Source organism: Streptomyces sp. NBC_01261 (assembly GCF_036226385.1).
Classification (GTDB): Bacteria; Actinomycetota; Actinomycetes; order Streptomycetales; family Streptomycetaceae; genus Streptomyces.
In genome coordinates this window covers 7,044,162-7,058,084 of the sequence record NZ_CP108463.1, presented here as the reverse complement: position 1 = coordinate 7,058,084, position 13,923 = coordinate 7,044,162, and the positions used below count along the sequence as shown (strand labels likewise).

Genomic DNA, 13,923 nt, shown 5'->3' with positions numbered 1-13,923 from the left:
CGCGCGTGCGGTCCCGGGCGGTGATCACCCCGCCCGCTGGACAGTTAGTGAGGTTAGGCTAACCTACCTTCGAATTGTCCGGCGGGCGCTCCGCCCTGTTCGAAAGCAGTCACACATGCCCAACGCCCGTGCCACTCACCTCTCCCGCCGCGGCATCCTCGCCGCGGGCGGCGCCCTCGGCCTCGGTGCCGTGCTCGCGGCCTGCGGCGACGACGACGCGAAAAGCGGTGGCTCGGACAAGGAGACGACGGCCGCCAGGTCCGGCCCCTGGACCTTCAAGGACGACCGCGGCACCACCGCGAAGACCGACAGGATCCCGGCGAACATCGTCTCGTTCATCGGTGTCGCCGCCGCGCTGCACGACTACGGCATCGAGTCCAAGGGCGTCTTCGGGCCGACCAAGCTGAAGGACGGCAAGGCCGACGTGCAGGCCGGCGACCTCGACATCAGCAAGGTCACCGTCATCGGCAACGAGTGGGGCCAGTTCAACATCGAGAAGTACGCGGCCCTCTCCCCCGACGTCCTCATCACCACGATGTTCGACTCGGCCGGCACGCTCTGGTACGTCCCGGAGGAGTCGAAGAAGAAGATCCTCGCCGTGGGCGCGCCGACCGTCGGCATCTCGGTGTACGACGTCCAGCTGCCGACGCCGTTGCAGCGGATGCTGGAGCTTGCCAAGTCCCTTGGCGCGGACACGAGTTCGGCCACCATCACCGCGGCCAAGAAGCGGTTCGAGGACGCCGCCGCCCGGCTGCGCGCCGCGGCCAAGGCCAAGCCGGACATCAAGGTCCTCGTGGGTTCCGCGAGCCAGGACATCTTCTACGTCTCCGGGTCGAACCTCTCCGTCGACCTGGAGTACTTCAAGTCCCTCGGCGTGAACTTCGTCGAGCCGTCCGCCGCCGCGCTCAAGGCGAGTGGTGGGTGGTACGAGAACCTGAGCTGGGAGAACGTCGACAAGTACGGGGCGGACGTCATCATGATGGACAACCGGACGTCGGCGATTCAGCCTGCGGACATCACCGAGGGCACGTGGAAGAAGCTCCCGGCTGTCAAGGCGGGGCAGGTCATCGCGCGTAACCCTGAGCCGATTCTGTCCTACGACAAGTGTGCGCCGTTGCTTGAGGATCTCGCGAAGGCCATCGAGAGTGCGAAGAAGGTCGGTTGATTTAGGGGTGGTTGCGTTTTGTGGGGAGCTGCGGGCCGTGTGTGGCTGGTCGCGCAGTTCCCCGCGCCCCTAGGTATGTATCCCTGACGCCAACTCAGGAGTCACCCCCTATGACTACGGCCGTTGCCGCCCCGTTCCGCTTCTTCTCACTCCACGTCGTGCGGACGGAGCGGCTTGGGCCGTCTCTGGTCCGGGTGACCTTCGCGGGGGACGATCTGGCGTACTTCTTCTCCGACGGGTGTGATCAGTCCCTGTCGCTCTTCCTCCCCCGACCCGGTCAGCTGGAGCCCGCTGTTCCGTACGAGCTCGGGGACGGGTGGTGGCAGGGCTGGCGTGAACTCCCGGACGACGTAAGGGCGGTGATGCGGTCGTACACCCTGCGCGCCCTGCGCCGCCGCCCCGACGAGATCGATATCGACTTCGTGCTGCACGAGCCCGCCGGGCCCGCCTCCCGTTGGGCGTCGTGTGCCTCCGCCGGTGATCGGGTCGTGCTGCTCGGGCCGGCGGTGGCGGACAATCGGGCGATTCGGTTCCGGCCGCCGGAGGATGCCGATCTCGTGGTCCTGTGGGGCGATGAAACCGCCGTACCGGCCGCTTCGGCGATTCTCGAAGGGCTGCCTGCGGGTACCCGTGCTCGGGTGTGGCTGGAAGTCCAACATGCCGGGGACATCCAGGACTTGGCGACCGATGCCGATGCCGAAGTCACCTGGCTGGTGCGGGAGAACCAGGGCGTCGAGGGGTCCCCCATGGCCCTCGGCGCCCTTCGGGATGCCCAACTCCCGTCCGCCGAGCGGCCGTACATGTGGATCGCGGGTGAGGCCGGTCAAGTGAAGGCGCTGCGGCGGCACTTCGTGGGTGAGCGTGAGTTCGACCGGCGGCGGGTGACCTTTGTCGGGTACTGGCGGCAGGGGCTCAGCGAGGAGCAGTTGCGCGACGCCGGGTGACGGTGAGCGGGGCAGCCGGGGCGTGAGTGACGGCTGTCACGGGAGCGGCGGGTTTCCTGGACATTAAGTTAGGTTAGGCTTACCTAAGTTGATGTTGCGGAACCCTGCCGCTCACCTGTCCCGCACGGACTTCCCCACCGGAGGACCCCCACATGCGCTCGCACCTGCTCAATGACACGACTGCGGAGCACTACCGCCGCTCCGTGACGGAAGGCGTGGAGCGGGTGGCGGCCAAACTCGCCACCACCGAACGACCGTTCACCGGCGTCACGGTCGACGCCCTCTCCCCCCCTCATCGACCGGATCGACCTCGACCGCCCGCTCCACGACACCGGCGCGGTGCTGGACGAGCTGGACGAGGTCTATCTGCGTGACGCGATCTACTTCCACCACCCCCGCTACCTCGCCCACCTCAACTGCCCGGTCGTCATCCCGGCCGTGCTCGGCGAGGCGGTGCTCTCCGCCGTCAACTCCTCCCTGGACACCTGGGACCAGTCGGCCGGCGGCACGCTCATCGAGCGGAAACTGATCGACTGGACGAACGAGCGGATCGGCCTCGGGCCGCACGCCGACGGGGTGTTCACCTCCGGCGGCAGCCAGTCCAACCTCCAGGCGCTGCTGCTGGCCCGCGAGGAGGCCAAGACCGACAGCCTGGCCAAACTGCGTGTCTTCGCCTCCGAGGTGAGCCACTTCAGCGTGCAGAAGTCGGCGAAACTGCTCGGCCTCGGGCAGGACTCCGTCGTGTCGATACCCGTCGGCGCCGACAAGCGCATGCAAACGGTCGTGCTCGCCCGCGAGTTGGAGCGCTGCAAGGACGCCGGGCTGGTGCCCATGGCTGTGGTCGCCACGGCCGGCACCACCGACTTCGGCTCCATCGACCCGCTGCCCGAAGTCGCCGCCCTGTGCGCGCAGTTCGGGGTGTGGATGCACGTCGACGCGGCCTACGGCTGCGGTCTGCTCGCCTCGCTGAAGTACCGGGGCCGGATCGACGGCATCGAGCGCGCCGACTCGGTCACCGTCGACTACCACAAGTCCTTCTTCCAGCCGGTGAGTTCGTCCGCCCTGCTGGTCCGCGACGCCGACACCCTGCGCCACGCGACCTACCACGCGGAGTACCTCAACCCGCGCCGCGCGGTGCAGGAGCGCATCCCCAACCAGGTCGACAAGTCCCTCCAGACCACCCGTCGCTTCGACGCGCTCAAGCTGTGGATGACGCTGCGTGTGATGGGCGCCGACGGCATCGGCCAACTCTTCGACGAGGTCTGCGACCTGGCCGAGGAGGGGTGGAGGCTGCTGGCCGCCGACCCGCGCTTCGACGTCGTGGCCGCGCCCTCGCTCTCCACCCTCGTCTACCGCTACATCCCGGCCGCCGTCACCGACCCGGCCGAGATCGACCGCGCCAACCTGTACGCCCGCAAGGCCCTGTTCGCCTCCGGTGACGCGGTGGTCGCGGGCACCAAGGTCGCGGGCCGTCACTACCTGAAGTTCACCCTGCTCAACCCCGAGACGACGGCCGACGACATCGCCGCCGTCCTCGACCTGATCGCCGGCCACGCCGAGCAGTACCTGGGAGAGTCCCTTGACCGCGCTTCCTGAACCCGCCACCAAGACCCACGACTTCGTGGGCATCGGGCTCGGACCCTTCAACCTCGGCCTCGCCTGCCTCACCGAGCCCATCGCCGAACTCGACGGCGTATTCCTGGACTCGAAGCCCGACTTCGAGTGGCACGCCGGCATGTTCCTCGACGGCGCCCACCTCCAGACCCCGTTCATGTCGGACCTGGTCACCCTCGCCGACCCGACCTCGCCGTACTCCTTCCTCAACTACCTGAAGGAGAAGGGGCGTCTGTACCCCTTCTACATCCGCGAGAACTTCTACCCGCTGCGCGTCGAGTACGACGACTACTGCCGCTGGGCCGCAGGCAAGCTCACCAACGTGCGCTTCGGCACGACGGTGAGCGAGGTGACGTACGAGGAACAGGGCGAGGTCTACGTCGTCCGGACCGAGGCCGGTGACGTGTTCCGCGCCCGGCATCTGGTCCTGGGCACCGGTACCCCGCCGTATCTCCCCGAGGCCGTCGCGGGGTTGGGCGGGGACTTCATCCACAACTCCCGTTACGTGCACCACAAAGCGGAGTTGCAGACCAAGGAGTCGATCACGCTGGTCGGGAGCGGGCAGTCCGCCGCCGAGATCTACTACGACCTCCTCGCCGAGATCGACGTCCACGGCTACGAGTTGAACTGGGTGACGCGCTCGCCGCGCTTCTTCCCGCTGGAGTACACGAAACTCACGCTGGAGATGACCTCCCCGGAGTACATCGACTACTTCCATGCCCTGCCGGAGCAGACCCGCTACCGCCTCACGGCCGAGCAGAAGGGCCTCTTCAAGGGCATCGACGGCGACCTCGTCAACGAGATCTTCGACCTGCTCTACCAGAAGAAGGTCGGCGGACCCGTTCCCACCCGGCTGCTCACCAACTCCGCGCTGGACAGCGCCACTTACCGCGACGGTGTGTACGAACTCGGCCTGCGCCAGGAGGAGCAGGAGAAGGACTACACCCTGCGCTCCCAGGGCCTGATCCTCGCCACCGGCTACAAGTACGCCGAGCCGGAGTTCCTCAAGCCCGTCCACGAGCGGCTGCGTTACGACTCCCGGGGCAACTTCGACATCGCGCGCAACTACTCGATCGACACCACGGGCCGGGGCGTCTTCCTCCAGAACGCCGGCGTCCACGCGCACAGCATCACATCCCCGGACCTGGGCATGGGCGCGTACCGCAACTCGTACATCATCCGTGAGCTGCTCGGCACCGAGTACTACCCGGTCGAACAGACCATCGCGTTCCAGGAGTTCGCCGTATGAGCACCCTCACCGACACAGGCGCCTTCGCCTTCCGCCCCCTCGACCCGCTCCAGGACGCCGAGTTGCTGCACCGGTGGCTCACCCACCCCAAGGCCGCGTTCTGGATGATGCGGGACGCGAAACTGGAGGACGTCGAGCGCGCGTACATGGAGATCGCGGCCGACGAGCACCAGCACGCGCTGCTCGGGCTCCAGGACGGGGTCCCCGTCTTCCTGATGGAGTACTACGACCCCCGTCACCGCGAACTGGTCGGCCTGTACGAGCCGTTGCCCGGTGACGTCGGCATGCACTTCCTGACGCCGGCCACCGAGACGCCCGTGCACGGCTTCACCCGTGCGGTGATCACCGCCGTGCTGGCCCGCCTTTTCGAGGACCCTGCCGTCGAACGCGTCGTCGTGGAACCGGACGTGTCCAACACCGCCGTGCACGCCCTGAACGAGGCGGTCGGCTTCGTGCCCGAGCGTGAGATCCAAAAGCCGGAGAAGAAAGCCTTGTTGAGCTTCTGCACACGGGAACAGTTCTTGAGGGCGACAGCCGCTACGGCGGTGTCCGGATGAGTCTCGCCGACGCCGTCGCCCATCTCTCCCCCGAGCGCTGGGAGAAGGCCAACCGCCTCCTCATCCGCAAGGCACTCGCCGAGTTCGCGCACGAGCGGCTGATCACCCCCGAACTGGCCCAGCAGGACGGTGACTTGTACATCGTCCGCAGTGACGACGGTCTGACCCGCTACCGGTTCACCGCCACCCGGCACGCCCTCGACCACTGGCAGGTCGACGCCGACTCGATCACCCGTCACCGCGACGGCGCCGAACTCCCCCTCGCCGCGCTGGAGTTCTTCATCGAGCTGAAGCAGGCGCTCGGGCTGAGCGAGGAGATCCTGCCGGTCTACCTGGAGGAGATCTCCTCCACCCTCTCCGGTACCTGCTACAAACTCACCAAGCCGCAGATCCCGGTCGCCGAGCTGGTGAAGAGCGACTTCCAGGCCATCGAGACGGGGATGACCGAGGGCCACCCCTGCTTCGTCGCCAACAACGGCCGGCTCGGTTTCGGCATCCACGAGTACCTCTCGTACGCCCCCGAGACCGCGAGCCCGGTCCGCCTGGTGTGGCTGGCCGCGCACCGCTCCCGGGCCGCGTTCACCGCGGGCGTGGGTATCGAGTACGAGTCGTTCATGCGCCGGGAGTTGGGCGCCGGGACCGTCGAGCGGTTCGGGCTGACCCTGGTCGACCGGGGGCTCGACCCCGACGACTACCTCCTCATCCCCGTCCACCCCTGGCAGTGGTGGAACAAGCTCAGCGTCACCTTCGCGGCCGAGATCGCCCGCGGCCACCTCGTGTGCCTCGGCGAGGGCGACGACGAGTACCTCGCCCAGCAGTCCATCCGGACCTTCTTCAACAAGTCGAACCCCGAGAAGCACTACGTGAAGACGGCCCTGTCCGTCATCAACATGGGCTTCATGCGCGGACTGTCGGCCGCCTACATGGAGGCCACCCCGGCGATCAACGACTGGCTCGCCCAACTCATCGACAACGACCCGGTGTTGAAGTCCACCGGCCTGTCGATCATCCGCGAGCAGGCGGCCGTCGGCTACCGCCACCTGGAGTACGAGGCCGCCACCGACCGCTACTCGCCGTACCGCAAGATGCTCGCCGCGCTGTGGCGCGAGAGCCCGGTCTCCTCGCTCCAGGACGGCGAGTCCCTCGCGACGATGGCCTCGCTGGTGCACCTGGACCACGAGGGCGCGTCCTTCGCCGGCGCGCTGATCGAGCGGTCGGGACTGGCCCCGGTGGAGTGGCTGCGGCGGTACCTGCGGGCGTACTTCACCCCGCTGCTGCACAGCTTCTACGCCTACGACCTGGTGTTCATGCCGCACGGCGAGAACGTCGTCCTCGTCCTGAAGGACGGTGTCGTCGAGCGCGCGATCTACAAGGACATCGCCGAGGAGATCGCCGTCATGGACCCGGACGCAGTCCTGCCGCCGACGGTGGAGCGGCTGCGGGTCGAGGTCCCCGAGGACAAGAAACTGCTCTCGATCTTCACCGACGTCTTCGACTGCTTCTTCCGCTTCCTCGCCGCCGACCTGGCCGCCGAGGGCGTCCTGGAGGAGGACGACTTCTGGCGTACGGTCGCGGAGGTCACCCGCGAGTACCAGGACGCGGCACCCGAACTCGCCGACAAGTTCCGGCAGTACGACATGTTCGCGCCCGAGTTCTCGCTGTCCTGCCTCAACCGTCTCCAACTGCGCGACAACAAGCAGATGGTGGACCTGGCGGACCCGTCCGGCGCGCTCCAGCTCGTCGGCACCCTGAAGAACCCCATCGCCGGGTTCTGACACCACAAGCAGGCGGGCACCCCGGGGTACGGTCCCCCGGGGTGCCCGCCCTTCTGCCGTGACTCAGCGGCCTTCCGCGCCAACTAGCTCGCGGGCCAGGGCACTTGCGGCGACCGGTAGTAGTCGATCCCGAGCGCGTCCCAGCGCGGGGCCTGTGCCGCGAGCCGCACCTTGTACGTGTCCCAGTCGTGCGTGGAGGCCGGCGACCAGCCCAGTTCGGCGACGCCCGGCAGCCTCGGGAAGGCCATGTAGTCGATGTTCGCGCCGGTCACGATGGTCTCCGACCACAGCGGCGCCTCGACACCCTTGATCGCCGAACTCGGCACCCCGGCAAGGTAGTTGCCCGGGTCCCAGTCGTAGGACCGCTTGACCTCGACGAGGCCCGCCCAGTCCTGGCCGAGCGAGGTGTCCTCGGTGTACTTCATGTCGAGGTAGACCCGGTCGGCGGGCGAGAGGATCAGCCCGGTGCCGTTCTTCGCTGCCTCGGCGACCTGTGCCTTCTCGGCCGCGTCGGTGTCGTCGAGACCCCAGTACTGGGCGAGCGCGCCCTTCACCGGGTGGGCGCCGGTGATCTGGTGCCAGGCGATCACCGTCTTGCCGTACTTGGTGACGATCGGCTGCACCCGGTCCATGAACTTGACGTAGTCCTCGTGGCTGGTGGACTGCGCCTCGTCGCCGCCGATGTGGAGGTAGCGGCCCGGGGTGATCGCGGCCAGCTCACGGACCACGTCGTCCACGAAGCGGTAGGTGAGGTCCTTGCCGACGCACAGCGAGCTGAAGCCGACGTCCGTGCCCGTGTAGAGCGGGGGTGCGACGCCGTCGCAGTTCAGGTCGGCGTAGGAGGCGAGGGCCGCGTTCGTGTGGCCCGGCATGTCGATCTCCGGCACGACCTCCAGGTAGCGCGAGGAGGCGTAGCGGACGATCTCCTTGTAGTCGTCCTTGGTGTAGGAGCCGCCGGTGCCGCCGCCCACCTCGGTCGAGCCGCCGTAAGGCGCCAGCCGTGGCCAGGAGTTGATGGCGATGCGCCAGCCCTGGTCGTCACTGAGGTGCAGATGCAGGGTGTTGATCTTGTAGAGCGCCAACTCGTCGATGTAGTGCTTGACCTGGGCGACGGTGAAGAAGTGCCGGGAGACGTCGAGCATCGCGCCGCGGTAGGCGTAGCGCGGGGAGTCCTCGATGGTGCCGCCCGCGATCTGCCAGGGGCCGCGCTGCGCCGACTTCTTCTCGACGGCGGCGGGCAGGAGTTGGCGCAGGGTCTGCACGCCGTGGAAGAGTCCGGCGGGCCTGCTCGCGGTGATGGTGACCCCCGAGACCCCACTGACGAGCCGGTAGCCCTCGGCGCCGAACGTGCCCTTGGCCAGGCGGAGTTGGATGCCGCCCTTGCCCCGCGAGGTGACCGGCAGCCGGTAGCCGGTGGAGGGGCGCAGGATGCCCGCGAGGTACGCGCCGACCTGGCGCGACTCCCGGGTGTCGTCGACGCGGATACGGGTGCTGCTCGTGATCTTGTACGGATGCCCGGCAGGGGTGACCTTGGCGGGTGCCGGAACCACCCGGCCCAGCGGGGTGTCGGTGGCGGGCGCGGCGGAGGGTGCGGCGCCGACGACGGACACGCTCGCGGCGGCTACGAGCAGCAGCGAACCGAGGAGGCGGGTCGTTCTGTGGCGCTGTCTCACAAGGCGTCTCACGAGCGGTCCCTTCCTTTGAACTTCCTTTGAGCCCGGACAGGTACAGACCATTCTGTCGTCAGAGCGATGGAACAATCCCTCCTATGGCGGAAATCATCCAGAAGGACGGCACCTGGATCTTCGACGGCGACGCCTTGCGGCTGACTCCCGGACGGGACAAGAACGTCGGCCTGTTCCGCAGGACCCTGGGTGAACTCGTCGTCCCCTTGGGCGCGTTGGCGGGCGTCTCCTTCGAACAGGGCCGGAGGTCCGGGCGGCTGAGACTGCGGCTGCGCGACGGCGCCGACCCGCTGCTGCACGCCACCGGCGGCCGGCTCACCGAGGGCGACGATCCCTATCAGCTCCCCGTCGAGTCGGACCGGTACGGCGTCGCCGAGTACTTCGTGGACGAGGTGCGCAACGCCCTGCTGCTCGACCGGGTACCGGCCGACCCGGTGGACACGTACCTGCTGCCGGGCCCCGCCGTACCGCTCTCGGTGTCCGCCGGGGACGGCACGGCGAGCTTCGACGGCGAGCGCGTCCGGCTGGAGTGGAACTGGAAGACCGAGGACGCCAAGTCCGCCACCGGTGCCCGCACCCTCGCCGTCACGGACCTCGTCGGCGTGGAGTGGCGTCCGTCGGCCGGGCTGGAGAACGGCTACCTCCGCTTCTCGGTGCGCCACGCGCCGACCAAGGCACCGCCCAAGTACGACCCCCACTCCGTGGAGCTGTGGGGCTTCAAGAAGGACCCGCTGATGGCCCTGGTCGCCGCGGCCGTACAGGCGCGCCTGCCGCACCCGGCCGCCGAGACGGACGTACGACCTGAACAGCCGGAGCCCGTACGGGAGTTGGTGGCCGCGACGGAGGACGGGCACGACGCGCTGTTGCGGCGGTTGCGGGAACTCGGTGAGCTGCACCGGGACGGGGTGCTCACGGACGAGGAGTTCGCGATGGCCAAACAGGCGGTCCTCAAGCGGATGTGACCATCCGGGGAGGACCGCCCGCGGGACGAGTGGCGCCCTGCCTTCCGGGCACAACTCGCTTTACTTCAGGGCTACTTGGCCTTGCGGGCGACCGTGAAGCGGTCGATCTCGGCGCCGGTCTCGGCGATGCCGCGGACCGTCAGGGTCGCCGTACGACCCTTGTGGGCGGGCTGGACGTCGACGCGCAGGAACGAGTAGTTGAGGTAGCGGACACGCGACCACGCGACCGTCTCGTTGACCTTGCCGTCCTTCGTGTTGACGAAGGCGGCCACGGTGTCGACGTCGGCGACGTGACCCTCGTAGGAGTCCGGGGCGGAGAACGCGTACAGGCTGCGGCCGGCCGCGCCCGCCGTCACGTAGACGACACCCTCGGTCTCCGGGTACGCCGTGCCGCCGATCGGCAGCTTCTTGACGACCGCGTTCTTCTTGATGACGTCGGTGCGCTCGTACTGGTGGTTGTGGCCGTTGATGACCAGGTCCACCGTGTACTTCTCGAACAGCGGCACCCACTCGTTGCGCACTCCCCCCTCCGAGGAGTGCGCCGTCGAGGTGCAGTACGCGCAGTGGTGGAAGAAGATCACCACGAAGTCGATGTCCCGGGACGCGCGGTACTTCTTGAGCTGCGCCTCCAGCCACTTGGTCTGGGTGCCGCCGGAGATGCCGAGGTTGGCCGGAATCTCGAAGGACACGTCGTTGGCGTCCAGCGAGATGACCGCCGTGTTGCCGTAGACGAAGGAGTAGACGCCCGGCAGGTTCGCCTTGTCGGGGCCGTTGTCCGGCAGGTTCCAGCGGGCGTCCTCGCCGCCGTAGCCGTTGGGCGAGTACCAGGCCTCCATGTCGTGGTTGCCGTAGGCGGGCATCCACGGCACGGACTTGGCGACCGACTCGGTCTGCGCGAGGAACAGGTCCCAGGTGCGCGAGTCGAAGCCGGCGTCGGCGGTCTGGCCGGCGCCCGCCGGGTCGGCGTAGCAGATGTCGCCGGCGTGCAGGTGGAAGGCCGGGTTCTGGCCGAGCAGCAGGCTGTTGTTGGCCAGGCCGTGGTAGCCGACACCCTCGTCGCCGAAGGCGGTGAAGGTGAACGGCACGGCGCGGTCGGGGGCGGTGGTGAAGGTGCCCAGCGTGCCGAGCAGGTGGGCCTCGGCCGGGTCGAAGCCCGCGTGGCCGACGCCGTAGTAGTACGTCTTGCCCGGGCGCAGGTGGGTCAGCTTGGCGTGCAGGTAGTACTGGGTGTGGTCGCCGCTCGCGCCGACGCCCGCCGGGGTGTACAGCGAGCGCACCTCGGCCTCGATCTTGTGGGAGAGGTCCCAGGGATGCGCGCCGATCCGGACGAACGGTTTCCTGACGTTGGTCGGGACCTGCCAGGAGACCGTCACCTCCGTGCTCGGGTCGTTGCCGAAGGCGAGGTGCCGGCCGAACGGGGAGACGAGGGCCCCGTTCACCGACTCGGTCGCGGGGGTGGTCCTGGTGGTGGCGGCGGCCTGGGTGGGGACGGCCGCCTGGGCGATGCCGCCCGGTACGAACACGCCACCCGCGACGGCGCCGAGCGTGACGGCACCGCCTCTGATCATCGTGCGCCGCGAGAATTTCGAGCGCAGGTACTCGTGCTGCTCCGCCATGCTCATGCGTTCAGCGAGCTCCGCGGGTACGCCCATACGAGGAATGTCCATGGCGTCTGAAACTCGTCGACATGGGCAACGGTGCGCAAGACACAGGATGGACAGCTTACGAACAGAGCCCCATAAGACTTTCAACAGCCCGTTGCCCGATATCGGGCAGGATTCTTGCAAACCGCTCTTCGGTACCCCAGGATCAACCGGGTGCACGACGAACTCGTTGATCATCTGACGCGCTCCACGACCCTCAACCGGGGCGAGGCACTGCGGGTGATCCAGGACGTGCTCGCCTACTTCGACGAGACGACCGAGGACTACGTCCGTCGCCGCCACCGCGAACTCCAGGGCCAGGGCCTGGTGAACGCGACGATCTTCGACCGGATCGAGGCGGACCTGAAATACCGGGCGGTCGCACCGCCGGAGCTCACGCTCAGGCAGTTGCGCCGCATCGTCTACGGCTAGGAATGCTTATACATGTGCGGAATCGTCGGATACATCGGCAAGCGTGACGTTGCTCCCCTTCTGCTGGAGGGCCTGCAGCGGTTGGAGTACCGCGGCTACGACTCGGCGGGCATCGTCGTGACGACCCCCAGGACGGCCGGCCTGAAGATGGTCAAGGCCAAGGGCCGGGTCCGTGACCTGGAGGCCAAGGTCCCGGCACGCTTCAAGGGCACCACCGGCATCGCCCACACCCGCTGGGCCACGCACGGCGCCCCCTCCGACGTGAACGCCCACCCGCACCTGTCCGCCGACAGCAAGGTCGCCGTCGTCCACAACGGCATCATCGACAACGCGTCGGACCTCCGGAAGAAGCTCGAAGCGGACGGCGTCGAGTTCCTCTCCGAGACGGACACCGAGGTCCTCACCCACCTCATCGCCCGCTCGCAGCAGGAGAAGCTGGAGGACAAGGTCCGCGACGCCCTCCGGGTGATCGAGGGGACGTACGGCATCGCCGTCCTGCACGCCGACTTCCCCGACCGCATCGTGGTGGCTCGAAACGGTTCCCCGGTGGTGCTCGGGATCGGCGAGAAGGAGATGTTCGTAGCCTCGGACATCGCCGCGCTGGTGACGCACACGCGCCAGATCGTGACGCTGGACGACGGCGAGATGGCCACCCTCAAGGCCGACGACTTCCGGACATACACGACCGAGGGCACCCGCACCACGTCCGAGCCCACCACCGTCGAGTGGGAGGCCGCCTCCTACGACATGGGCGGCCACGACACCTACATGCACAAGGAGATCTTCGAGCAGGCCGACGCCGTGGACCGCGTGCTGCGCGGTCGCATCGACGACCGCTTCTCCACCGTGCACCTCGGCGGCCTGAACCTGGACGCCCGCGAGGCCCGGCAGATCCGCCGCGTGAAGATCCTCGGCTGCGGCACCTCGTACCACGCGGGCATGATCGGCGCCCAGATGATCGAGGAGCTGGCCCGCATCCCCGCGGACGCCGAGCCGGCCTCCGAATTCCGCTACCGCAACGCGGTGGTCGACCCCGACACGCTCTACATCGCGGTCTCGCAGTCCGGCGAGACGTACGACGTCCTCGCGGCGGTCCAGGAGCTGAAGCGCAAGGGCGCCCGGGTGCTGGGCGTGGTGAACGTCGTCGGCTCGGCGATCGCCCGCGAGGCGGACGGCGGCATGTACGTGCACGCGGGCCCCGAGGTCTGTGTCGTCTCGACCAAGTGCTTCACCAACACCACAGTGGCGTTCGCCCTGTTGGCCCTGCACCTCGGCCGCACCCGCGACCTCTCGGTCCGCGACGGCAAGCGCATCATCGAGGGCCTGCGCAAGCTGCCGGCCCAGATCTCCGAGATCCTCGACCAGGAGGACGAGATCAAGAAGCTGGCGGCCGAGTACGCCGAGGCCCGCTCGATGCTCTTCATCGGCCGGGTCCGCGGCTACCCGGTGGCCCGCGAGGCTTCTCTGAAGCTCAAGGAGGTCTCGTACATCCACGCCGAGGCCTACCCCGCCTCGGAGTTGAAGCACGGCCCCCTCGCCCTCATCGAGCCCGCCCTCCCCACGGTGGCGATCGTCCCCAACGACGACCTCCTGGAGAAGAACCGCGCCGCCCTGGAGGAGATCAAGGCCCGCAGCGGCCGCATCCTGGCGGTGGCCCACCAGCACCAGGAAAAGGCCGACCAGACGATCGTGGTCCCGAAGAACGAGGACGAACTGGATCCCATCCTGATGGGGATTCCGCTTCAACTCCTCGCCTATCACACGGCGTTGGCACTCGGCCGCGACATCGACAAGCCGAGGAACCTCGCGAAGTCGGTCACGGTCGAGTAGAGGTCTTTGGTCTTCTGCTCTTAGGGGCGCGGGGAACTGCGCGAGCAACCACGACGCACCCGCGGCG

General features: G+C 68.1%; 10 protein-coding genes and 1 pseudogene. 9 read left to right on the top strand and 2 right to left on the bottom strand.

Going from position 1 to position 13,923, the window contains the following annotated elements:
- Positions 1-115 precede the first annotated feature (115 nt).
- The 6 genes and pseudogenes from OG226_RS31455 (at position 116) to OG226_RS31430 (ending at position 7,304) form a co-directional block, all read left to right on the top strand.
- Positions 116-1,165, top strand: a complete 1,050-nt coding sequence (locus tag OG226_RS31455) for an ABC transporter substrate-binding protein (RefSeq protein ID WP_328683190.1) — start codon at positions 116-118, stop codon at positions 1,163-1,165.
- 110 nt (positions 1,166-1,275) lie between these two features.
- Positions 1,276-2,109, top strand: coding sequence for a siderophore-interacting protein (locus OG226_RS31450; protein ID WP_329350779.1), 834 nt, complete (start codon positions 1,276-1,278; stop codon positions 2,107-2,109).
- Between the two features lie 152 nt (positions 2,110-2,261).
- Positions 2,262-3,705 (top strand): annotated as a pseudogene (desA, locus tag OG226_RS31445) (lysine decarboxylase DesA).
- Complete coding sequence (locus OG226_RS31440; RefSeq protein WP_329350778.1) at positions 3,689-4,972, top strand: lysine N(6)-hydroxylase/L-ornithine N(5)-oxygenase family protein; 1,284 nt, start codon at positions 3,689-3,691, stop codon at positions 4,970-4,972. The pseudogene desA and the gene OG226_RS31440 overlap by 17 nt, the downstream one beginning before the upstream one ends.
- Entirely contained in the window at positions 4,969-5,529 is a 561-nt protein-coding gene (locus OG226_RS31435) for a GNAT family N-acetyltransferase (protein ID WP_329350776.1), read from the top strand. Before OG226_RS31440 ends, OG226_RS31435 begins: the two co-directional genes overlap by 4 nt.
- Positions 5,526-7,304, top strand: a complete 1,779-nt coding sequence (locus OG226_RS31430) for an IucA/IucC family protein (protein WP_329350775.1) — start codon at positions 5,526-5,528, stop codon at positions 7,302-7,304. The genes OG226_RS31435 and OG226_RS31430 overlap by 4 nt, the downstream gene beginning before the upstream one ends.
- An 83-nt stretch (positions 7,305-7,387) precedes the next feature.
- Here the strand turns inward: OG226_RS31430 and OG226_RS31425 are convergent, their stop codons facing one another.
- Positions 7,388-8,977, bottom strand: coding sequence for a beta-N-acetylhexosaminidase (locus OG226_RS31425; protein WP_329353561.1), 1,590 nt, complete (start codon positions 8,975-8,977; stop codon positions 7,388-7,390).
- A gap of 95 nt (positions 8,978-9,072) precedes the next feature.
- On the opposite strand from OG226_RS31425, the gene OG226_RS31420 reads away from it, so the two are divergent.
- Complete coding sequence (locus OG226_RS31420) at positions 9,073-9,951, top strand: DUF4429 domain-containing protein (protein ID WP_329350773.1); 879 nt, start codon at positions 9,073-9,075, stop codon at positions 9,949-9,951.
- Between the two features lie 71 nt (positions 9,952-10,022).
- Here the strand turns inward: OG226_RS31420 and OG226_RS31415 are convergent, their stop codons facing one another.
- Positions 10,023-11,603, bottom strand: coding sequence for a purple acid phosphatase family protein (locus tag OG226_RS31415; RefSeq protein WP_328683183.1), 1,581 nt, complete (start codon positions 11,601-11,603; stop codon positions 10,023-10,025).
- 165 nt (positions 11,604-11,768) lie between these two features.
- On the opposite strand from OG226_RS31415, the gene OG226_RS31410 reads away from it, so the two are divergent.
- Positions 11,769-12,026: a hypothetical protein gene (locus OG226_RS31410; protein ID WP_328683182.1), complete on the top strand. Its 258-nt coding sequence runs from the start codon at positions 11,769-11,771 to the stop codon at positions 12,024-12,026.
- A gap of 12 nt (positions 12,027-12,038) precedes the next feature.
- Positions 12,039-13,856 (top strand): glutamine--fructose-6-phosphate transaminase (isomerizing), encoded by a 1,818-nt coding sequence (gene glmS, locus OG226_RS31405; protein ID WP_328683181.1) that lies wholly within the window; start codon positions 12,039-12,041, stop codon positions 13,854-13,856.
- The last annotated feature ends 67 nt before the right edge of the window (positions 13,857-13,923 follow it).

Bases quoted from the DNA above. Each gene is read 5' to 3' on its own strand.
- OG226_RS31450 (WP_329350779.1), top strand. From the start codon at position 1,276: ATGACTACGGCCGTTGCCGCCCCGTTCCGCTTCTTCTCACTCCACGTC.
- glmS (WP_328683181.1), top strand. From the start codon at position 12,039: ATGTGCGGAATCGTCGGATACATCGGCAAGCGTGACGTTGCTCCCCTT.
- OG226_RS31430 (WP_329350775.1), top strand. From the start codon at position 5,526: ATGAGTCTCGCCGACGCCGTCGCCCATCTCTCCCCCGAGCGCTGGGAG.
- OG226_RS31415 (WP_328683183.1), bottom strand. From the start codon at position 11,603: ATGGGCGTACCCGCGGAGCTCGCTGAACGCATGAGCATGGCGGAGCAG.
- OG226_RS31420 (WP_329350773.1), top strand. From the start codon at position 9,073: ATGGCGGAAATCATCCAGAAGGACGGCACCTGGATCTTCGACGGCGAC.
- OG226_RS31435 (WP_329350776.1), top strand. From the start codon at position 4,969: ATGAGCACCCTCACCGACACAGGCGCCTTCGCCTTCCGCCCCCTCGAC.
- OG226_RS31455 (WP_328683190.1), top strand. From the start codon at position 116: ATGCCCAACGCCCGTGCCACTCACCTCTCCCGCCGCGGCATCCTCGCC.